We start from the raw sequence: 20,816 nt of genomic DNA, 5'->3' as shown, positions 1-20,816 counted from the left end.
ATGCACGTAAAACAAGGATATCCTGAATTGTTCTTAAAAGAGAACTTAAGTCAATACTATAATGAACAACTCGAAAACGCAATAAAAAATAGGCAATTGATCATTGCCTATTCCCCTTCTGAAATCACATTCTTTTTAGCACGTCTTACTATATATAAACCGATTATCATACAAGCAATAAATCCAATTCCGATACTTGCCATCAACCCAACTGGATACGTAGGCTCAGCTGGCTTTATATTTTTTTTAGGTATTGCAAATGTAACATCTTCCTTAGAAAGAACATTAATGCTTTCAATCGTTTGATTATTTTTCGTCACATTTACTGTCCCGATCACATCTCCGCGGTGAATTCCTTTTTGATATAATTGTTCCTTATCAACCGTAGCTGCTTTAAAGACTGTTTTCACATTCTTTCCTTCATCTTTCTTTAACATCAATTCTGCACTTTTTTCCAGTTCACAATCTATATTTTTATCTAAATATGTTGCCTGCTGATGCCAATTATTTTTATCTAACACCATTTGCTTTGTAAATTGCGCGAAGGAATGATCTGCAATTTGACGCATATCTTCGTAGATTTCTGGTCTTTGTGATGCCATCACAACATTGATAATACGATTGCCATCTTTCTCATTTAACAATACAAGAGTATTGCGTGCTTCATTCGTAAAACCCGTTTTCCCCCCAATGCTGTATGGGTTTTCAAAATAGGTAGCTTTATTAAAAATAGAAACCGTTTGTCTAGATGTTGTAACCGTTATCCTTTTTGTATTCATGGCTTGTAAAATCTCAGGATATTGCTGAACCCCTCTCGTAATCATTGCCATATCATATGCCGTCGTGTAATGATTCGAGTCATGTAAACCATTGGGCGTTATAAAATGACTATCTTTTGCTCCTAGTTGCTTTGCTTTCTCATTCATCATATTTGCAAAGTTCTCTATACTTCCTCCAATACGTTCACCAATTGCGTACGAAACATCATTTGCACTCAGCACCATTAAAATTGTAAGCGCTGTATTCCGATCGATCGTTTCCCCTACTTGAAATTCAAGTTGATAATTACTTTTTTCCTGATCTAATGCAGGTTGCGAAAACGTAAATTGCTCCCCCGGCTTCACATGCTCCATTAATAAAATAGCAGTCAATACCTTCGTCATACTTGCCGGAAATGCATGTTGATATGCATTTTTGTCGTACAACACATCCCCCGTTTTTGCATCGATTGAAACTGCAAACTGACCAAATACATTTGGACCTTGGCCTAGTGCCGGTACTGGTGCGGTGCTAGTTTCAGCGTACAATGTCATAGGTGTTAAAAAGAATAAACAAATAACCATCATAAAAACCGAAATTTTCTTACAATTCACCATGTGACTCTCCCTTTTCTATTTTCTTTTTCACCGTATGTACTAACTCTACCAATCTGTCATACAATTGGAATTAAAATGGAAAAATTATTACCGTTTTTCACTATATCATAATTTTACAAGAAAGGACATAATCATACGTATAAAAATAAGAAGGACTCATTCTTTCTTATCCTTCTCATCAGCTAATAAATCTATTAAATTATTCCCAGCTTCCTCTTCTGTAATTTCATCAGTCATTCCCATAAAGGACCAGCCCTTTAAATCTACCCATTTAATAAACTCATCTAAAAACTCATCATGAGAAACATCAACATCAAGAATCGCACCATTTATTGAAATTGTTCTATTTCTAGGTACACGCATCTTGAAAGTTTTTCTTACCATTCGTATATGCTCCTTTAATCTATGAATATTTATAAATCTATTCTCTATTTCTGTTATATACTATTTCTATGACATTGTAAAAAGAATATCCTACCAAAACAACTATAAAGTAACTATTTATTTACTATGTTGCTTAATATAATCATCATAAGTAGGTATTTCACTCGCATTACCAGCACCCGCTTTTGCGCTATTAAACACATCTTTCTCTTTCAATCTGTTTTGTCCGATATCAAGATCATGTAAAATACGATGAACATATAGTAAAGCTGTTGTATCGTGATTTTGAACTGAAATATCAAGCAATTTTCTAGCTCGTTCTAAATCTTCCTTTAAATTACCTGTAGTCAATGAAACTGCCTCCTTTAAAGTTACATCAATTAATTTAAAACCCTCTTTGTTCTCTTCCCAAGCTAGGGCATCCACCTTCTCAAGATTCTCATATCTTTCCCAACCAGTCATACGATTTAAATCACTATGCGTTTCCCTTATCTTCATTCCAATATCTTTTGATTTGTCTACCTCTTTCATTGTCTCAGTTTTTTCAACATTCGTTCCTTGTTTATCTGTTTTATGAAACCACATAACGCCGCCGAGTATAACTCCAAATAAAACAAGGCCTCCATAACAAAACGAATCACTTTTTTAACCATTGTGACACTCTCCTTTTATTTATAGATTATAAGCTTATATCGATGTTTCAAGTTAAATAGATATATATTATTTACAATAATACTTACCTTTTCACATGTAATACATATAAACTTCTATCTGATTTCATTTACTCTAGTATTTATTCTGCATATAATTAAATGGGATATTTAGGAAAATAAAATAAACCAAAGGAAAGGATGGGTTTTATGACTCGTTGTACGAATTGTAAAGCGAAATGGAAAGCAAAAGATACCTGGTCAATTCTCATGCAAAATGATGGTAAGGACTGTCCTTATTGTTTTGAAAGACAATATCTTTCAGATGATACATTTGAATTTGGTGCTCATGCTTTACCTTTTTTATTTCTTTTTCCCTTCTTTGTTGAATTAAGCAATACAAGTCCTTTATTAAAGTTTAGGAAGAAATAATACAAGCCGATATTCTTTTCTTTCATTTAAACACTTGCAATGCTCACTTCTAAAAAAACATATTCTATAAACCTTTCTGTCTTCTAACCCGTCCAACCTTTCCATACACTTCTCATTTCCAAATAGCATATAACAGTTTACATATTGCAATTAAAAACTATTGTAATGTGACACTTAGTTATGTATAATAAACTTAACAGAATTATCAGACATAAAACAACATCAATATTTATTACGATCCCGTAGCTCAGCAGGGAGAGCGCCACCTTGACAGGGTGGAGGTCGTGAGTTCGAGCCTCTCCGGGGTCATAGTTGTAAAAAACCGTATCAAATAAACATTTGATACGGTTTTTATTTTTTCATCCGCCTCTTATCTCCCTCTATTTTCAAGTCTATATATTTGTTTATCTCTTCACCAGATCGCACCGAAGTTTTCACCAATTTCATATTCATCTAGTACAGCAAGTATGCAATCTCCTGTAGTTCAATAGCGCTCATTCTACATCAATTATATCGATAAATATAAACGTCTTCTTAGTATGAAATGCATCCGTACACATAACTTCCTTTTTTAAAGGATCAATATCAACAACGGTCATATAACTAGTAAGTACGTAACCATCCTCATAATATGTAATTAGTATTTCTTCTTCTGTTAATAACGACGTTAGTAGACGATTCTCAATTCGCTCCTTGGCGTCTTGCGTTACGATCGGTCGTGACACTTTTGCATTCTCTTTAATGATTTCTCGTATACCAATAAATTGTTCTGGCATACTTGCAAACGGCTGCCATTTCATCATACCTCTTCCTTTTGGCATATTTGCGTTATTCATGATTTGTGTCCCCCTAGTAGTGTGTTTCTATATCTCGCAGTTGCATTTTCTGTGTAGGAAACGCCTCGTAAAATGCTATTTTTTCCGAAACGTGTTCTGATTTCATCCATGACCTGCGTGAGTCGCATTTCTTTTTCTCGTTGTATTACGTTATCAAATAACGAGATCTGTTCTTCACCTTCTGCTACTAGATTCGTTAGTGATATGCTAACTGTTCGAATTGGCTCACCAGTGTATAGTGTGTGTAAATAATATGTACAAACTTGATACACATCCATCGTTAAATTGGTCGGCCGGCTGAACGTGTGTGTTTTTCTAAAGCCACCACCGTACCCTTTACTGCTGCCTATTGAAAGGTGGATTGTTCTAGCGAGTTTCTTTTGCATGCGTAATCGATAGCACACTTCTTCTGTATGCTCGAGCAAAATGATCGGAATCTCATATATCATATAATCACGTAATAATATCTGACTCTTCGCTATAGATTTTTCCTCTTGGATATGTTTTTCCGATATACGACTGAAATCTATACCGTTACTATGTAAGTGTAATTCTTCTCCAAGTACCCCGAAGTTTTGTTTTAAATATTTCAGTGGATAGTTCGCTAAATCACCGATTGTATAAATTCCTTTTCTATTTAACTTCGCTTCTGTTTTGTACGATATACCCCAAAATTTACTGAGTGGCCTTATGCTCCATAACTTCTCGGGTATATCGTCATACGTCCATTGTGTAATCCCAGTTTGGTTCCGCTTCGCCTCACTATCCATTGCAACCTTACTCATTAATAAATTGGGACCAATGCCGATTGTGCATATAATACGCGTACGTTCGTAGACTTCTCGCTTAAAATTTAGTGCGAATTCGTACGGACTATTCGCAAACAAATGAATACTAGCCGTCATGTCCATGAAAAATTCGTCTATTGAATACTGGTGAAAATCTTCTGGTGCCACGTATTGTAGCGCTAATTCCGTTATGTAATTCGAACATTTCATATATGTATGCATGATTGGGTTAACGATAAGTATATCTGGTCGTTTAGGTATTTCGTATAATCGAGCCATTTTCTTAACGCCCAATGCTTTTAACGGAGGTGTGGTTGCTAGCACTATCGCCCCACTTCGATTTACATCACCCACTACGGCAAGTTTTGTATATCTCGGATCTAGTCCTCTTTTGATACAACTGACTGATGCGTAAAAGCTTTGAAGATCGACGCATAGTATGATTCGATTAGGCAAAAGAGAATATTCATACAAGATAATCACTCCTAAAATACAGAACGTTCGTTCTTATTATATACGAACCTACGTTCTTTTAGAAGGGTTTTTTAAGAAAATATTGGTTAAAAATAATTCCCAATACTACATGAAATGATGAAACTATTCGTATAATCTAAAACTGAGTTGCTCAAAGTAAGGCATCACGAGTTACAAAAAGGCTACTGCCAATCTGCTACTCAAATGACTCAGAAGCAGCTTTTTTCACGGTCTAGATTAATAGAGAAAAGGTTTTATAATTTTCTTTCCTGCATATTCTCTGCTACATTACTTCATATTTCTGCACAAAAAAATAAAGCAAGGATTTCTCCCTGCTCCTGTTAATTTCTTAAAAAAATCAACCACCACCGTCTCCATCTGCCATGCTTTTCACTAGAGTAATATTTTGTTCCTTATCTACTGAAGTATGTACTCCAAGTGTTAAAGTAAAAATCGTTACAATTCCCATTAAGCTAAGTAATGTCTTCTTCATTTTAACGCCCCCTTCCTATGAATTTCTTTTTTAGCCTTATAACTTAAATAAAAATACTTGCTACTCTGCTCAAAATTACCTTCATTATGGTAATGAACAGCCACTACCTCAGTATATTCTTGGATATACTCCCATAATTCTTCTTTTTTGAAGTAGTCCATTCCTGCTAAAACTGCTTTTTCCAACTCCTCAGCTGAAACCTTTTTATTCATTTCCCTAAGGATTACAAAACGATATTGATATTGTTCATTCTCTAAATTCGTACAAATGCTTAACCCTTTTTCAATTAATTCTGATGCTATATTTGTTTCATCTAATTTAAAGTGTTCTCTAGCTTTAATAAAAATAGCTTTATAATGATTTGGTGAGTTTTTGATTACCTCAGAAAGATAACGAATGGCTACTTCTGAAAGATCTTGACTTCCATACAGTAGGCCAAGATTATGTTTGGCCATCGTAATAAACTTCTTTTCACCTATCTTCTGGAAAGTGTTCATTGCAGAAGTCAAATACTCTTCAGCCAACTCATACTCTCTCAAATGCGTACAAGCTAATCCTAAAAGGTTATTACAAAAAGCTATATTGGTTTCACAGCCCGTATGTTTTAAAAACATATCTTTCGCTTTATTTAAATACTTCATCGCTAGTACAGCTTGATAAGTATCATAGTAAGAATACCCAAGTTTATAATAAAACTCTGCATGTTCAAGTTCATCATAAATATACTTCAAGAGACTTTCTGCCTTCTCATAGTGCTCTTTCGCTAACTTATATTCACCAATTGCATCAGAGTGAATCGCTTTAAAAAAATGATAATAGTAAGCTAGTGACTGATTTGTCGGTACACCTAAAGAAGCAATTTCATCAAAACTATCTTTAGATACCCCCAAATTATCCATCAAAAAATCATATCGAAAATTCAGGAGTAAATAATGCTGAAATAGCTCCTTGTTCTCTTTCATCTCATTAACCTTTGTATCTACTTCCTTTTTTAATTCGGTAGATTTTTCTAAATTTCTAGAGCGAATCTCTAAATACCACTGATTTAATAATAGTGTAATTTGTTCATTCCCTTTTGTTTGAACGTTCATAAATAACCCTCCCTCTTCTTTTTTCTATCAAAGCTCCCTATAATAAACAATACCAAAATTAGAATAAACAAAAAGTACATATATTTATTTCTCAAGAATATTCTGCTTTTAGAGAAAATAAAATAATTGTATTTACATAAAACAAAAGAGCTTCTCCAAGTCTATACTTAAAGAAGCTCTTTCTACTAAAAAACTATCAACATAGCAATATGTACATAAACTACAATCAGTTTTAAGGTAATACATATACCTTTACTGTTCTAACTCCCCAGTTCCAAACATCCTGCTTGGAAGGAATGAATACATCTATTTTATTCCCTTTAATAGCCCCACCAGTATCCCTAGCTCCAGCTGGACCATACCCTTCTACATATACATTTGATCCAAGTGGAATAACTTTAGGATCCACAGCAATCACTTTTAAATGTGGATTGGCTGTTAAATCATCGCCCATGCTCGTATAAACATGTTGACCAGGTTTCACACCATTTTCTGCTGGATCGTTTGAGTATGCTGTTGATCTAACCGTTAGCTCACGTGTATTTACCCATTGTCCACCATCTTTGAAATAATTCATTTTTGCATCAATCTTATTCCAACCTGTTTTCATTGTTCCGCCAGTTGCTGCATCTAAGTAGTACCAAAATCCCCATTTGTTTAACCAGCCTGTCTTCATTGCTCCGCCGGCCGCTTCATCTAAGTAGTACCAGCTACCTCCTGTTTGTAACCAGCCTGTCTTCATTGCTCCGCCGGCTGCTCCATCTAAGTAGTACCAAAATCCCCATTTGTTTAACCAGCCTGTCTTCATTGCTCCGCCGGCTGCTTCATCTAAGTAGTACCAGCTACCTCCTGTTTGTAACCAGCCCGTCTTCATTGCTCCGCCGGCTGCTCCATCTAAGTAATACCAACTACCCCCGTACTTCAACCAGCCCGTCTTCATTGCTCCACCGGCTGCTCCATCTAAGTAATACCAACTACCTCCGTACTTCAACCAGCCCGTCTTCATCGCTCCGCCGGCTGCTCCATCTAAGTAATACCAACTACCCCCGTACTTCAACCAGCCCGTCTTCATCGCTCCACCGGCTGCTCCATCTAAGTAATACCAACTACCTCCGTACTTCAACCAGCCCGTCTTCATCGCTCCGCCAGCTGCTCCATCTAGGTAATACCATTGATTATTTACCGTAATCCATCCTGTTTTTTTACTACCATTTTGATAATAAAACCATTTCCCATTTTGTGATTTCCATCCATTTTGCTGAGGAGCCGCTTGTGTTATAGTATTTGATGTTTCTGCTAAACTACTATTCGGTTGGAAACCGAGTCCTAGAGCCGCAGCTAAAGTGAGTGCTATAATTTGTTTTCTCATAAATTCCTTCCTTTTCCTAAATTTTATCATTGACTAAACATATGTACTATGTATAAGTATAATTGTTTCTAAGATAAGAATAAGAGTAGTAACATAATTGTAATAAAAATTAAATAGAATGAAATCCAATTTCAAACTTAGTGCATACTGGAATTAATCTATTTTTGTATGTAATTTGAAACAACAAAAGGGCAACTGCACAATATCAGTCACCTATAAGAAATGTAGAAAAGGATAGATTAACTTTTACAAGTCAATCTATCCTTTTCTATAAACCTTAAAACTCTAGTTCAATGTCAATGCCTATTCCGCTCTACACCATCTCTAGAATTTCTGAATCACCAAAACAATCATCACAATAATCCCTATAAACATCACTGCTAAACACCCAATTAATTTATAAAAACCTCTCTTTGTGAGTGTATTATCTTTCGTAATATCTTTACGAACGAAGAAATACATGAATAGAACTAAAATAATACTGATACCAAACGTATAAAGAAGTTGCATTTTTTCTCCTTCCTATATAAGACCTATTTATTATTTTCCACTTAATATCTTTTAGATAAAACAACAAACGAAATAAAAACTGTACTAATTGTTAATGCAGCTAAAATATTAAGTAGTTCTCCAGCGGTCAATATAATGATTTCTAAATGTAGTCCAAATGAAAAAACAATGTAATATATCAATAATGCAAAGAAAGAATAAAACATTCCTTTTTGACGAATCAACTTCATTCGCTCATCTTTTTCTTTAAATTGCGGATGTAAATAGCTTAAGCAAAAGCACATAATCATCATCGATACTAATGTATAAGTCGGAGTGGGCGGCGCAGAATGTGTCATAACCCCTGCTAATACCATGAATCCACTCATAATTAAAAAGAGCATACCAATAATCATAAAGTACTTCTGTGAATAATTCATTACTATTCCCCCTTTTCTATCATTCCTCTTCTTTCCCCTCATAAAGAAATACATTCTCAATGGTTGTCTGAAATGTTTTCGCAATTTCAAATGCTAAAGGAAGCGATGGATCATATTTTCCTTTTTCAATTGAAATAATGGTTTGCCTAGATACTCCAAGCTTTTCAGCTAACTTCTCTTGAGAGAATCCAAATTTCTTTCGGTATTCTACCATTTTATTTTCCAAGGAAATTTCTCCCCCCTTACTTACATACAGCATAAAGGTAAAGGAACCTTTACGTCAAACTTCCTTTACATAAGGTGCAGTTTATATGAGTAAATTTTTTGCACTATACTCCACAGTTAGATTCCGTATCTACTGGAACGCCCGCCCTCCTCCTTATAATGACTATTTTTATAACCAAAGTGGTAAAGTATAACGAATGAATACAAATAAAATATTATGTTTCTTCCTTATTCCTGTCCCCTTCTCTTTGTTTTTGCTTGGCACGGGACAGAAAAAGGCTCTAAACGTATGAACAAATTCTCTCTTCCATCTAAAAAAACGGTTTTATTTCTTTTCCATTTACACCGAAAAATTTCGTTATATTAATCCTTCTCTAATTAGGAAAAATTAGTATAGCTATATGCACTTTGTATTTTCACATATACAAATTCTCTTCCTATTTGCATGAAATGAGCTACCGTTTTCAAGCAATTTTCTGCTATATTTGCAAAAACTAACGATTTATAAGCCATTTTTAAATCATAATCATCACTTATAAGCAAATTTTTCTTTTTTTCTTTCAATATTTAACACTATTGAAAGACAGTTTACGATAAATTCATAATTTTTTATTTTTTATACTATATTCTGTTATATTGTTGTATAATATTCTTGAAAGCGCTTATTATTTTAATATACATAATTCAAAGGAGTTTTTGGCGGAAAATTCTAACAATTACTTTTAGACTTTCATCGGGATAATCTTTCCCAATGATGGATGTATCAAATGAAATCACCTATTTTTTCCCTAAAATTACTTTATAACATGAAAGATTAACTTAGGTGATAAGTAATTGTGAATGTTTTTTTACAAAACGGATAAGTAATAATGTTTGGTATTATGTAAATTATTGTAATAACATAAGAGTAAAGATAACATTTACATTCATTACTGATTCATCAATTATGAAAAGAGTGAAATGCATCCTTTTCACATGAAAAAAGGAATATATGCATTGGGAGGTTTAAACAAATGACGAGGAAGAATACAGCGACAAACCCTTGGGCCAAATTCCATGGTCCGAACCTTGGCTATGTTATTGAACAGTATGATCGTTACGTGACTAATGAAGGTTCTGTTGATCCGGAATTACAAGAGCTTTTTGAAACTTTTGGAGCTCCTTCATTCCAAGCTGATGTCGTAACAGGGGACAACAAAGAAACAAATTTTTCTCCTCAAGGTACAGGAAACATTGAAAAAATTCTTAAAGTGGTGCAAGTTGTAGAAAGTATCCGTTCGTTCGGACACCTATCGGCTCATATTAATCCGATGGAAGATCCTACTGATGGACAATCCCTTGTTCATGAAGCAATGCGGGAATTGAACGATGAAGATTTGAAAGCGATTCCAGCGAAAACAGTATGGCCAGATGCCCCAAATGGTATTCACACAGCTCTTGATGTAATTAATAGATTAAAAGATGTTTATACTAAATCTTTAGCCTATGAATTTTCTCATATACAAGATCGTGAAGAACGTGCGTGGTTGCATCAAATGGTGGAATCAAATTCCTTGCGTCAACCACTACCAAATAAAAAACGAATTGCTCTTTTAAAACGTTTAACAGCGATTGAAGGTTTCGAGCAATTTTTGCATAAAACATTTGTAGGTCAAAAACGTTTCTCTATTGAAGGCGTTGATATGCTTGTACCTGTACTTGATGAAATTATTTCTGAAGGTGCTAAGGGCGGCGTAAATGACGTTATGATCGGTATGGCTCACCGTGGCCGTCTTAGCGTACTCGCTCATGTATTAGAAAAACCATATAGTCACATGTTTGCTGAATTTAAACATGCAACAATAGAAGGTGTAACTCGTAATGCTGGCTGGACTGGCGATGTGAAATACCATTTAGGTAGAGAACAAGTCGTTGGCTCTGAAGAAGCTAGCACACGCGTTACATTAGCAAATAACCCGAGTCACCTTGAGTTTGTTAATCCAGTTGTTGAAGGTTATGCACGTGCAGCTCAAGAAAATCGTAAAAAAGCTGGTTATCCTGAACAAGACGTTTCGAAATCATTCGTAATTTTAGTTCACGGTGACGCTGCATTCCCTGGTCAAGGTATCGTATCTGAGACTTTAAACTTAAGCAGACTAAATGCATACCAAACAGGTGGAACGATTCACATTATTGCAAATAACTCAGTTGGCTTTACAACAGATAGCTATGATTCTCGTTCTACAAAATATTCAAGTGACCTTGCAAAAGGTTTCGATATTCCAATCGTCCATGTAAATGCTGACGATCCTGAAGCTTGTCTTGCAGCTGCTGATCTGGCAATTCAATATCGTATGCTGTTCAAAAAAGACTTCTTAATCGATTTAATCGGTTACCGTCGTTACGGACATAACGAAATGGATGACCCAGCAGTTACGCAACCACAAGTTTATAAGAAAATTAAAAACCATCCAACTGTAAGAGCGTTATATGCGAGCCAATTAGAAGCTGCTGGCGTTCTAAATACAGATGAGGTTGAAACAATTACACAGTTTATACAAGAAGAGTTAAAAGCTGAATATGCACAAGTACCACCAGCAGATACAAGTGACGCAGCAATTCACGTTAAAGTTCCAGATGTTGTCGCGAAAGGAATTCAGCCGATTGATACTGGTCTTCCACTTGAAACACTTCGCGCAATTAACGAAGGACTTTTAACTTGGCCAGAAGGCTTTAACGTATATCCGAAAGTGAAGAAGATTCTTGAGCGCCGCAAAGATGCTCTTGAAGAGAACGGTAAAATTGAATGGGCACTTGCTGAGTCTTTAGCATTCGCTTCTATTTTACAAGAAGGTACGCCAATTCGTTTAACTGGTCAAGATTCACAACGTGGTACGTTCGCACACCGTCATATCGTATTACATGATACAGAAACAAACGAAACATATTCACCGTTGCACCGATTACCGAATATCAATGCATCTTTCTCAGTTCATAACAGTCCGTTATCTGAAGCTGCTGTTGTTGGTTATGAATATGGCTATAACGTGTTCGCTCCAGAAACTTTAGTTATGTGGGAAGCGCAGTACGGTGACTTCTCAAATACTGCACAAGCATTATTTGACCAGTATATTTCAGCAGGAAGAGCAAAATGGGGACAAAAATCCGGTCTCGTTCTTCTATTGCCTCATGGTTATGAGGGTCAAGGACCAGAGCACTCTAGTGCACGTCCAGAACGTTTCTTACAACTAGCTGCAGAAAATAACTGGACTGTTGCAAACTTAACAAGTGCGGCACAATATTTCCATATCTTGCGCCGTCAAGCATCAGTCCTTGGTACAGAAGCTGTTCGACCATTAGTAATTATGACACCAAAAAGCTTATTGCGTCATCCACTTACAACTTCATCAGGTAGTGAGTTAAGTGAAGGACGCTTCCAACCTGCGCTAGAACAAGCAACCCTTGGTACGAAACCAACGAAAGTAAAACGTCTTGTTTTAACAACTGGTAAAATGGCAATTGATTTAGCTGCAGAGATTGAATCTGGGAAACATGAGTACAATTTAGATGAAGTTCATATCGTTCGTATTGAGCAGTTGTACCCATTCCCTGCTGAAAAAGTTCAATCTATTATAAAACGCTTTAAAAACTTAGAAGAAATCATTTGGGTACAAGAAGAACCAAGAAATATGGGCGCATGGCATTACATGGCTCCAATTCTGTTCGAACTTGCTGGAGATAAAGTGAAAACAGGTTATATTGGACGCCCAGATCGTTCTAGCCCATCTGGTGGCGATCCATTCGCACACAAAGCTGAGCAAGAACTTATCGTTGCACACGCATTAGATACAAAGTATAACTTCCGTCAAGACAAACAAGAAATCGAAGTTTATAGTAACTAAAAACAATCGTGATTTACTCTAGCTCATTTGGGCAGATTTCCTTACCTACTCAGTCGTAAAGAATTTCTGCCCAATCAAGCTGAAAAAGATGGAGATTACCGAAGAAAAAAGCAGACAAAACACACCGTTAGGCAAATAAGGGGAGGACATTTAAAATGATCGAAATTAAAGTACCTGAGCTTGCAGAATCTATTTCAGAAGGAACTATCTCACAATGGCTTATCAACGTAGGCGACAAAGTTGAGAAAGGTGGCAGCGTTGTTGAGCTTGAGACTGATAAAGTCAATGTAGAAATCATTGCAGAAGATTCAGGTATTGTATCACAACTATTAGGAGAGCCTGGGGATACAGTTGAAGTTGGCGACATCATTGCAATTTTAGATGCAAATGGCGCGGCAGTAAGTACACCTGCTCCAGCGGCACCAGAACAACCTAAACAAGAAGTTACTGAAGCACCTAAAGCTGAGGCTCCAAGTGCTGCACCAACTACTTTACAAGGTCTGCCAAATACTGATCGTCCTATCGCATCACCTGCTGCTAGAAAAATGGCACGTGAATTAGGAATCGACTTAAATGACGTACGCAGCACAGATCCACTTGGCCGCGTGAGACCACACGATGTACAAGCACATGCTGCTGCACCAAAAGCAGAGCCTAAACAAGAAAAAACAAGTCCAAAACCAGCAGCAACAACTGAGTTCGAAAAACCAGTTGAGCGCGTAAAAATGTCCCGCCGCCGTCAAACAATTGCAAAACGTCTTGTAGAAGTTCAACAAACATCTGCAATGTTAACAACATTTAACGAAGTTGATATGACTGCAATCATGGAATTACGTAAAGAACGTAAAGACGCATTTGAGAAAAAACACGATGTTCGTCTTGGCTTTATGTCATTCTTCACAAAAGCAGTTGTTGCAGCATTAAAACAATTCCCATTATTAAATGCTGAAATCCAAGGTGACGAGCTTATCATTAAAAAATTCTATGACATCGGAATCGCTGTAGCAGCTCCAGATGGACTAGTTGTTCCAGTTGTACGCGATGCAAACCAATTGAACTTCGCTGAAATTGAAAGTGAAATTCGTGAACTAGGTAAAAAAGCACGCGATAACAAACTTACATTAAAAGAACTACAAGGTGGTACATTTACAATTACAAACGGTGGTGTGTTCGGTTCCCTTATGTCAACACCAATCCTAAACAGCCCACAAGTAGGTATTCTTGGAATGCATAAAATTCAAGTAAGACCAGTTGCAATCGATGCAGAACGTATGGAAAACCGTCCGATGATGTACATTGCTCTATCTTACGACCACCGCATCGTCGATGGTAAAGAAGCAGTTAGCTTCCTTGTAGCTGTTAAAGAAATGCTTGAAGATCCAAAATCATTATTATTAGAAGGTTGATTAACTTTCTAAATATACAAAGCTGTAGAAATAGTCGATACATTCGACCTTTCTACAGCTTTTTTTTATAAAGTGAAACTTTAATCAGTGGGGGTTTTCTTCATCCCCCACTGATTATTAGCCCTCACCAATCGGGCTTTTACGAGCAACTCGTCTCCCATCTAACTTCCTTGCTTTTTACTCAATTTTAAGGTAGGAGTCTTATTGCCCTAAAATAGCGGGATAAAAAATAAAACTATATCCTCCCTTCTCTCCTGCTTCCGTTATAATCAATCAACTTCTACACTCCCTCCATTCATGAATGAAAAACACTTTCTATACTTAAATAGGTTTTGCAATTAGTAACACCCGCAGGGCAGAATTCATAGGTTGATGTGGAGAGTGTACAGAAAAGTACACTTTCTTCCACTCTTTTTTACTTTTAAATAGCCCTATATATGACTAGGAGGCGATAACATGTATCATTTCCAAAATGAAATTCAATCGTTAGGCTTGAATGATTTTCAAACAGGTGAGATCACTGTTTGGAACCCTCAAACTCAGTCCTATTACATTCCGCGCCCACAAAACTGTGGCGGACAAAACTGTGGTGGACATCACTGTGGCGGGCAAAACTGCGGCGGGCAAAACTGTGGCGGACAAAACTGTGGTGGACATCACTGTGGTGGACATCACTGTGGCGGGCAAAACTGCGGCGGGCAAAACTGTGGTGGACATCACTGCGGTGGACATCACTGCGGTGGACATCACTGCTGGAACGGACATAACTGCTGGAATGGACACCACTGCGGCGGACATCACTGCGGTGGACATCACTGCGGTGGACAAAATTGCGGTGGTGGTGGCCGATAAAATCACTAAGCAGCATAGTTACTTAAAGGAAAAAGATTGCCTCTGCAACATCCACTGTAGGGGCAACCTTTTCTAACTTATCATAAGGGACAAATCAAAGTACATACACTGATAATGTGCGCTTAAAACGAACTGACTGATAAGGAGGAATAAAATGAGTAATCTGCAGGCTTCTACAAAGCTAAAGATGAACAAAGATACATTTTTCATTCCCAACCCAGACGGGGGTGTTTATTTTAGAAACAACTCCAGTTCATTCCGGATGCAAGGGAGTGATATTTACCAATGGATTGAAAAATTGATGCCTATGTTTAACGGAGAACACACGTTAGAAGAATTAACAAATGGACTCTCCCTTCCTTATCAAAATAGGGTATTTGAAATTGGCGAGATTTTGCACCAAAATGGTTTTGTTCGGGATGTAAGCGAAGATGCTCCCCATCAATTAGAGAAGACATTACTTGAGAGATATGCATCACAAATCGAATTTTTAGAGAACTTTTCGCAATCTAGTAGCCTACAATTTCAAATGTATCGACAAGCTAAAGTCTTAGCGATTGGATCTGGATCTTTCTTTACTTCATTAGTTTCTTCCTTGCTTGAATCTGGCTTACCAGAGTTCCATTGCCTCGTTACGGATCCCGAAGCAACAGATGATGCGCGACTTGTTGAACTTGTACAAAAGGCCTATACTGCCGATCAAAATGTACTTGTTCAAAAAATAGATACAACGGTAGATTGGCCCTTACGAGAGGTTTTCCAATCATTTGATTGGATTCTATATGTATCTGAAAGTGGTAATATTGAAAAGTTAAAAATGCTTCATGAGATTTGTAGAGAAGAAAAGAAAAACTTTCTTCCAGCTCTTTATTTACAACAAGTAGGATTAGCGGGCCCTGTAGTTACTTCAGATTCTAACGTATGCTGGGAATCAGCTTGGCGACGTATCCATGAGCCAGCTCTGCAAAAAGATGGGCCGTTAGAGCCTTTCTCGTCAATCACCGGGGCTATGTTAGCAAACATCCTTGTTTTTGAGTTGTTCAAAAACGTTACAGGGGTTACGAAACGAGAACAAACGAACCAATTCTTTTTACTAGATTCCGAAACACTAGAAGGCGAATGGCATTCTTTCATTCAACATCCACTTATCACGACTGAAGGCTCGCATAGAGACATCATCCAGAATCTTGATGATGTACTCGGTCAACACTCTAATCAAAATCGTTCGAATGAGCTATTTCACTTTTTCGACCAGTTAACTTCAAATAAATCTGGAATCTTTCACATATGGGAAGAACAAGATTTAACACAATTACCTTTATCCCAATGCCGTATTCAAGTTGCCAATCCATTATCAAACGGACCAGCTGAGCTCCTACCTGATATCATTTGCGGGGGGTTAACTCATGACGAAGCACGACGAGAAGCAGGATTAACCGGAATCGAAACATATGTATCACAAATGGTTGAGCAAGACGACTGCATGGGAATTGGAGCTGGGGAAACAATGCTAGAAGGGGTGTATCGCGGATTACAAAATTACTTAACAACTACCTTGCACAAACGACAATTTACCCAAACAGAAAACGTTTTTCCTCTACAGTTAACCGAAATCAATGACACACACTGCCAGTTTTATTTCAATGCACTCTCAACAATGTACGAAACACCTCAAATTGGAATTGGTGAAGAAGTGTTAGGATTCCCTGTTGTTTGGACCCGCATGCACAATCAGTGGTATGGTGGTACCGATTTAAATGTAACATTAGCGCTAAGAAACTCATTACAGCAGGCACTACTGCACGCGCAAAATCAACAGCTCCCTCCTAACTCCTATGTATTATCGGATTCATCTATTTTCGTGCAAGATACAGACACATTTAGAGTTGAAATACAAAGCGAAGAAGTGCTCCCTCAATTAGAAACCTTACAATCCGCCCTACTAAATTTAAAAGAAAATAACCTTTATCCCGTCGTCTTTGATTTAGCCATCGAACCTTTTTTACAAGAAGGTTTGGGTAGTGTCGTTGGCGTGCTCATAAAAGAGGAGGAAAACTGATGGATACGAACATATTACTTGTAGGAAACGGCCTACTCGCAGATTATGTAGAGCAACAATTATCCACTTACTATTCTGTTATTCGCCAAAACACTCTTGAAGAAACGCTCCCTGAAAATATTCACCTTGCTCTCGTATTACACGATGGTTACTCTCCTTCTATTCACCATAAAGCGGAAGAAATATTTCGATCCGCTAACATCCCTTGGGTTAGGAGCTTTATTTCATTTGGTGAGGGTATCATCGGTCCTTACATTAAGCCCGATCAACCTGGATGCTCCCATTGCGCTGATGCTAGGCGGCTCGTAGCTGGTTATGATCGAAAAGAAATGTGGGAACTGCAGCGAAAACTTTTAACGGAACGCAATGATAGTGTAGAGCGGGATATATATGCAACACAAAACGGAATTTTACAAATGAGTCACCTCATTCATGCAGAAACGGAGAAAATATTGACAAAGCATCATCCAACTTTACAAGAAGAGCTACTTTTATTTAACATGCAAACATTTCAATGCTCACGTCATTCATTTCTCCCCGATCCTCTATGCCCAGTGTGTAGCTCATTACCTGATGATACTGAATCAGCTGCTCATTTATTACTACAACCTTGCTTCAAAACGAGCAATGACAGCTATCGTTGTCGTTCCGTAGATGATTTAAATACTTTTTTAACGAAAGATTATTTAGACTATCGAACCGGACTTTTAAACGGAAAAATGCAAAATTCCCGTTTACCATTCGCTGATGTCATTGTAAATATGCCCTTACTTATGGGAAACGAAGGAGTTGCCGGCCGAACACATTCCTATATAATTAGCGAGTCGACAGCGATTTTAGAAGGATTGGAGCGATATTGCGGAATTGCTCCTCGCGGGAAACGGACAAAAATTCATGGGAGTTATCACGATTTAGAAGACAAAGCAATCAATCCTGTTACACTTGGTCTACATACAAGTGAACATTATAAACAGCCTAATTTCCCGTTTAAGCCATTTCATCCTGATGATCCGCAAAATTGGGTATGGGGCTATTCTTTATTACAAAATCGCCCAGTGTTAATACCAGAATCCGTTGCATATTACAGCTTAGGGCACAAAGACGGATTTGTCTATGAAACTTCTAACGGCTGCGCCATTGGAGGAAGCTTAGAAGAAGCGATTTTTCATGGGATTTTAGAAATAGTAGAACGCGATGCCTTTTTACTAACTTGGTATGCACAATTGCCACTCTCTCGTCTTGATTTAGCTTCTGCTCATGATACAGAATTACAATTAATGATTGAACGAATGCGCACAGTTACAGGCTATGATTTACATGTTTTTGATGCAACGATGGAACATGGAATTCCAAGTATCTGGGCAATTGCTAAAAATACAAAACAGACTGGAATGAACCTCATCTGTGCTGGCGGAGCTCATATGGAACCAGTGCGAGCTGTAAAAAATGCCATACATGAGCTAGCTGGTATGCTCCTTATAATGGATGAAAAATTTGAAGAAAACCGGAAAAAATATGAACAATTTTTACATGATCCATATCTTGTAACACAAATGGAAGATCATAGTATGTTATACGGTTTACCAGAAGCAGAAGAACGACTTCAATTTCTATTAAACAATAACCAGCCTCTACAAACATTTGACCAAATGAATCACCTTCCATCTAGTGATGCCGACTTAACTGTAGACCTCAAGCACCTTCTAGATCGATTTGCTCCCTTAGGACTTGAAGTAGTCGTTGTTGATCAAACAGCTCCCGCTATCCGAAAAAACGGCTTACATTGTGTAAAAGTCTTCATCCCTGGCATGCTACCAATGACATTTGGTCACCATCTTACTCGCACATCAGGACTGCAAAGAGCACTAAACGTACCGATGGAACTTGGTTATACAGCTAATCCGCTAGCGTTTGAAGAACTAAATCCGCACCCCCATCCATTTCCGTAATTCGCTTTGTAAGGAGGAAATTTCATGGAATTAGAGGCATTTCTACACAATTTACATTTTTCTATCGATGAAATTATGCCCGCAAATGAGAATGTTAACTGGGAAGATGCACCGCTTCCTTATAAACTATATCGTGGTTTACCTATCGTCCCTCTTTCTCTTGATGTGCCATTAACATTACGAAATCAAAATATGCCTACCGAACCCGATCTAGAAAAAATAGGACATTTTCTTTGGTATACATTCGGCTTGACTCAAATTTGCCAATCCCCTTTCCATTTCGATCAAGAGAAAACAAGGAATATATATCGAAGGTTTGTTCCTTCAGGAGGAGCTTTGTATCCAAATGAATTGTATATATATTTAAGGATAGAAACGATCCCCTATGGCATCTACCATTACGACGTAGCACATCATCGTTTGGTCTTGCTTCGGGAAGGAAATTTTGACTCTTATTTGACGCAGGCACTCGGGAATCGCTGTGATCTATCCGCTTGTTTCGGCATCACTTTCGTATCAACTATGTTTTGGAAAAATTTCTTTAAATATAATAATTTTTCTTATCGGCTCCAAGGTCTAGATGCCGGCGTACTCATCGGTCAATTACTAGAAGTCACGAAACAATTCGGCTATACGTCTGGTGTATATTTTCAATTTCTTGATCGAGCCATAAATCACTTACTCGGATTATCTGAGCAAGAAGAAAGTGTATACGCGGTGATTCCGTTATCTAGTAAACCTACAGCAGAATGGTTTTACCAGGGGGATACATTCGAAAAAAACATCTCATCTCATGAACTATCTCAAGAGCTCCCTCTTCTGCAGCATGATTACTTTATTCGCTCACAAAATGTTATAGAGTATCCGATGATAACAAAAATGAACAGAGCTTCCATGCTAGAATCAACAGAACAATTTCAAACTGTAGGAGAAGACGCAACTGCTTCACATCACAAACAAACTTTAACGCTCCCTAAGGTGCAGCGATTATCGTACGATTTTGTATCCGTTTGTCAAAAACGCTATTCACCAGATCTAGACTTTGTCTTACAAAAAATAAATGAAACGCAGCTCGCTACCTTACTTCAAGAAGCAAGCCTTTCCTTTCCTTATCAAAATGATTTAGACGGAACACATATCAATTCGAAAGCACGCGTCTCACTCTGCGGATGCTTTTATAACGTAGAAGGTTTGCCAAATGGGGCATATTCCTATGACAGTAGTGCTCATACATTAGAAGAAATTAGCCCCGGGGATTTGCGCCAACCTTTACAATCTGGTATGACAATGGATAATGTAAACCTCTTTCAAGTGCCACTCTGTTTACACGTAATAGGAAATAAAGATTATTTAAAAAACGATTTAGGTTATAGAGGATACCGGATTCAACAAATGGAAGCTGGCATACTCGTACAAAAGCTCATCTTAGCAGCCTCAGCTATGGATATGGGAGGACATCCACTCTTAGGTTTTGATGCAAACTCATGTGACAAACTGTATGAAATTGATACGACGCAAAAAACGTCCCTCATTCAAATTCCGATTGGTTTCTATCGACCTCGCACTTGGCTTAAAGGATATTTGCATAGCTAAAAGATCCGCCCTCTGCGTCTAGCAAAGGG

The 20,816-nt window shown here is 37.4% G+C and carries 18 protein-coding genes and 1 tRNA gene; 8 read left to right on the top strand and 11 right to left on the bottom strand.

Going from position 1 to position 20,816, the window contains the following annotated elements; translation table 11 throughout:
- Nucleotides 1-107: 107 nt before the first annotated feature.
- From HRG09_RS03730 to HRG09_RS03720, 3 genes are all read right to left on the bottom strand, one after another.
- Nucleotides 108-1,376, bottom strand: coding sequence for a D-alanyl-D-alanine carboxypeptidase family protein (locus HRG09_RS03730; RefSeq protein ID WP_174099419.1), 1,269 nt, complete (start codon nt 1,374-1,376; stop codon nt 108-110).
- A gap of 156 nt (nt 1,377-1,532) precedes the next feature.
- Nucleotides 1,533-1,760 carry a hypothetical protein gene (locus HRG09_RS03725; protein WP_174099418.1) on the bottom strand — a complete coding sequence of 76 codons (228 nt, stop codon included), beginning with the start codon at nt 1,758-1,760 and terminating at the stop codon, nt 1,533-1,535.
- Nucleotides 1,761-1,877: 117 nt separating this feature from the next.
- Entirely contained in the window at nt 1,878-2,345 is a 468-nt protein-coding gene (locus HRG09_RS03720; protein ID WP_254610019.1) for a hypothetical protein, read from the bottom strand.
- 275 nt (nt 2,346-2,620) lie between these two features.
- On the opposite strand from HRG09_RS03720, the gene HRG09_RS03715 reads away from it, so the two are divergent.
- Entirely contained in the window at nt 2,621-2,842 is a 222-nt protein-coding gene (locus HRG09_RS03715; protein WP_174099417.1) for a hypothetical protein, read from the top strand.
- A gap of 236 nt (nt 2,843-3,078) precedes the next feature.
- Nucleotides 3,079-3,151, top strand: a tRNA-Val gene (locus HRG09_RS03710).
- 185 nt (nt 3,152-3,336) lie between these two features.
- Here the strand turns inward: HRG09_RS03710 and HRG09_RS03705 are convergent.
- From HRG09_RS03705 to HRG09_RS03675, 8 genes are all read right to left on the bottom strand, one after another.
- Nucleotides 3,337-3,678 carry a YolD-like family protein gene (locus tag HRG09_RS03705; RefSeq protein ID WP_174099416.1) on the bottom strand — a complete coding sequence of 114 codons (342 nt, stop codon included), beginning with the start codon at nt 3,676-3,678 and terminating at the stop codon, nt 3,337-3,339.
- The gene (locus HRG09_RS03700; RefSeq protein ID WP_174099415.1) at nt 3,675-4,940 is read right to left on the bottom strand and encodes a Y-family DNA polymerase; all 1,266 of its coding nucleotides are present in this window, start codon (nt 4,938-4,940) and stop codon (nt 3,675-3,677) included. Before HRG09_RS03700 ends, HRG09_RS03705 begins: the two co-directional genes overlap by 4 nt.
- 358 nt (nt 4,941-5,298) lie before the next feature.
- Nucleotides 5,299-5,433, bottom strand: coding sequence for a hypothetical protein (locus HRG09_RS29330; protein ID WP_262386337.1), 135 nt, complete (start codon nt 5,431-5,433; stop codon nt 5,299-5,301).
- Entirely contained in the window at nt 5,430-6,524 is a 1,095-nt protein-coding gene (locus tag HRG09_RS03695; protein WP_174099414.1) for a response regulator aspartate phosphatase, read from the bottom strand. The genes HRG09_RS29330 and HRG09_RS03695 overlap by 4 nt, the downstream gene beginning before the upstream one ends.
- Nucleotides 6,525-6,756: 232 nt before the next feature.
- Entirely contained in the window at nt 6,757-7,893 is a 1,137-nt protein-coding gene (locus HRG09_RS03690; RefSeq protein ID WP_174099413.1) for a 3D domain-containing protein, read from the bottom strand.
- Between the two features lie 324 nt (nt 7,894-8,217).
- Nucleotides 8,218-8,403, bottom strand: coding sequence for a DUF3976 domain-containing protein (locus HRG09_RS03685; RefSeq protein WP_174099412.1), 186 nt, complete (start codon nt 8,401-8,403; stop codon nt 8,218-8,220).
- 41 nt (nt 8,404-8,444) lie between these two features.
- Entirely contained in the window at nt 8,445-8,822 is a 378-nt protein-coding gene (locus tag HRG09_RS03680) for a permease (RefSeq protein WP_174099411.1), read from the bottom strand.
- 19 nt (nt 8,823-8,841) lie between these two features.
- Nucleotides 8,842-9,048 (bottom strand): helix-turn-helix transcriptional regulator, encoded by a 207-nt coding sequence (locus tag HRG09_RS03675; protein ID WP_174099410.1) that lies wholly within the window; start codon nt 9,046-9,048, stop codon nt 8,842-8,844.
- Nucleotides 9,049-10,060: 1,012 nt separating this feature from the next.
- Here HRG09_RS03675 and HRG09_RS03670 point away from each other — a divergent pair.
- The 6 genes from HRG09_RS03670 (at nt 10,061) to HRG09_RS03640 (ending at nt 20,787) form a co-directional block, all read left to right on the top strand.
- Nucleotides 10,061-12,928 (top strand): 2-oxoglutarate dehydrogenase E1 component, encoded by a 2,868-nt coding sequence (locus tag HRG09_RS03670; RefSeq protein ID WP_174099409.1) that lies wholly within the window; start codon nt 10,061-10,063, stop codon nt 12,926-12,928.
- 155 nt (nt 12,929-13,083) lie between these two features.
- On the top strand, nt 13,084-14,334 hold the full coding sequence (gene odhB, locus HRG09_RS03665) for a 2-oxoglutarate dehydrogenase complex dihydrolipoyllysine-residue succinyltransferase (RefSeq protein WP_174099408.1): 1,251 nt from the start codon (nt 13,084-13,086) through the stop codon (nt 14,332-14,334).
- 456 nt (nt 14,335-14,790) lie between these two features.
- Nucleotides 14,791-15,186, top strand: coding sequence for a heterocycloanthracin/sonorensin family bacteriocin (locus tag HRG09_RS29800; protein ID WP_254610018.1), 396 nt, complete (start codon nt 14,791-14,793; stop codon nt 15,184-15,186).
- Between the two features lie 154 nt (nt 15,187-15,340).
- On the top strand, nt 15,341-17,245 hold the full coding sequence (locus HRG09_RS03650; protein WP_174099405.1) for a putative thiazole-containing bacteriocin maturation protein: 1,905 nt from the start codon (nt 15,341-15,343) through the stop codon (nt 17,243-17,245).
- Complete coding sequence (locus tag HRG09_RS03645) at nt 17,245-19,194, top strand: TOMM precursor leader peptide-binding protein (RefSeq protein WP_174099404.1); 1,950 nt, start codon at nt 17,245-17,247, stop codon at nt 19,192-19,194. Before HRG09_RS03650 ends, HRG09_RS03645 begins: the two co-directional genes overlap by 1 nt.
- A gap of 24 nt (nt 19,195-19,218) precedes the next feature.
- The gene (locus HRG09_RS03640; protein WP_174099403.1) at nt 19,219-20,787 is read left to right on the top strand and encodes a SagB family peptide dehydrogenase; all 1,569 of its coding nucleotides are present in this window, start codon (nt 19,219-19,221) and stop codon (nt 20,785-20,787) included.
- Nucleotides 20,788-20,816: the final 29 nt, after the last annotated feature.

The sequence above is a fragment of the Bacillus sp. Xin1 genome (assembly GCF_013314535.1).
Taxonomy (GTDB): Bacteria; Bacillota; Bacilli; order Bacillales; family Bacillaceae_G; genus Bacillus_A.
This window is presented reverse-complemented; position numbering and strand designations above follow the sequence as displayed.

Excerpts from the sequence above, each read along its gene's own strand:
- HRG09_RS03670 (WP_174099409.1), top strand. The coding sequence starts at position 10,061 with ATGACGAGGAAGAATACAGCGACAAACCCTTGGGCCAAATTCCATGGT.
- HRG09_RS03715 (WP_174099417.1), top strand. The coding sequence starts at position 2,621 with ATGACTCGTTGTACGAATTGTAAAGCGAAATGGAAAGCAAAAGATACC.
- HRG09_RS03680 (WP_174099411.1), bottom strand. The coding sequence starts at position 8,822 with ATGAATTATTCACAGAAGTACTTTATGATTATTGGTATGCTCTTTTTA.
- HRG09_RS03690 (WP_174099413.1), bottom strand. The coding sequence starts at position 7,893 with ATGAGAAAACAAATTATAGCACTCACTTTAGCTGCGGCTCTAGGACTC.
- HRG09_RS03705 (WP_174099416.1), bottom strand. The coding sequence starts at position 3,678 with ATGAATAACGCAAATATGCCAAAAGGAAGAGGTATGATGAAATGGCAG.
- HRG09_RS03640 (WP_174099403.1), top strand. The coding sequence starts at position 19,219 with ATGGAATTAGAGGCATTTCTACACAATTTACATTTTTCTATCGATGAA.
- HRG09_RS03695 (WP_174099414.1), bottom strand. The coding sequence starts at position 6,524 with ATGAACGTTCAAACAAAAGGGAATGAACAAATTACACTATTATTAAAT.
- HRG09_RS03720 (WP_254610019.1), bottom strand. The coding sequence starts at position 2,345 with ATGTGGTTTCATAAAACAGATAAACAAGGAACGAATGTTGAAAAAACT.
- HRG09_RS29800 (WP_254610018.1), top strand. The coding sequence starts at position 14,791 with ATGTATCATTTCCAAAATGAAATTCAATCGTTAGGCTTGAATGATTTT.
- HRG09_RS03725 (WP_174099418.1), bottom strand. The coding sequence starts at position 1,760 with ATGGTAAGAAAAACTTTCAAGATGCGTGTACCTAGAAATAGAACAATT.
- odhB (WP_174099408.1), top strand. The coding sequence starts at position 13,084 with ATGATCGAAATTAAAGTACCTGAGCTTGCAGAATCTATTTCAGAAGGA.
- HRG09_RS03650 (WP_174099405.1), top strand. The coding sequence starts at position 15,341 with ATGAGTAATCTGCAGGCTTCTACAAAGCTAAAGATGAACAAAGATACA.
- HRG09_RS03685 (WP_174099412.1), bottom strand. The coding sequence starts at position 8,403 with ATGCAACTTCTTTATACGTTTGGTATCAGTATTATTTTAGTTCTATTC.
- HRG09_RS03730 (WP_174099419.1), bottom strand. The coding sequence starts at position 1,376 with ATGGTGAATTGTAAGAAAATTTCGGTTTTTATGATGGTTATTTGTTTA.
- HRG09_RS03645 (WP_174099404.1), top strand. The coding sequence starts at position 17,245 with ATGGATACGAACATATTACTTGTAGGAAACGGCCTACTCGCAGATTAT.
- HRG09_RS29330 (WP_262386337.1), bottom strand. The coding sequence starts at position 5,433 with ATGAAGAAGACATTACTTAGCTTAATGGGAATTGTAACGATTTTTACT.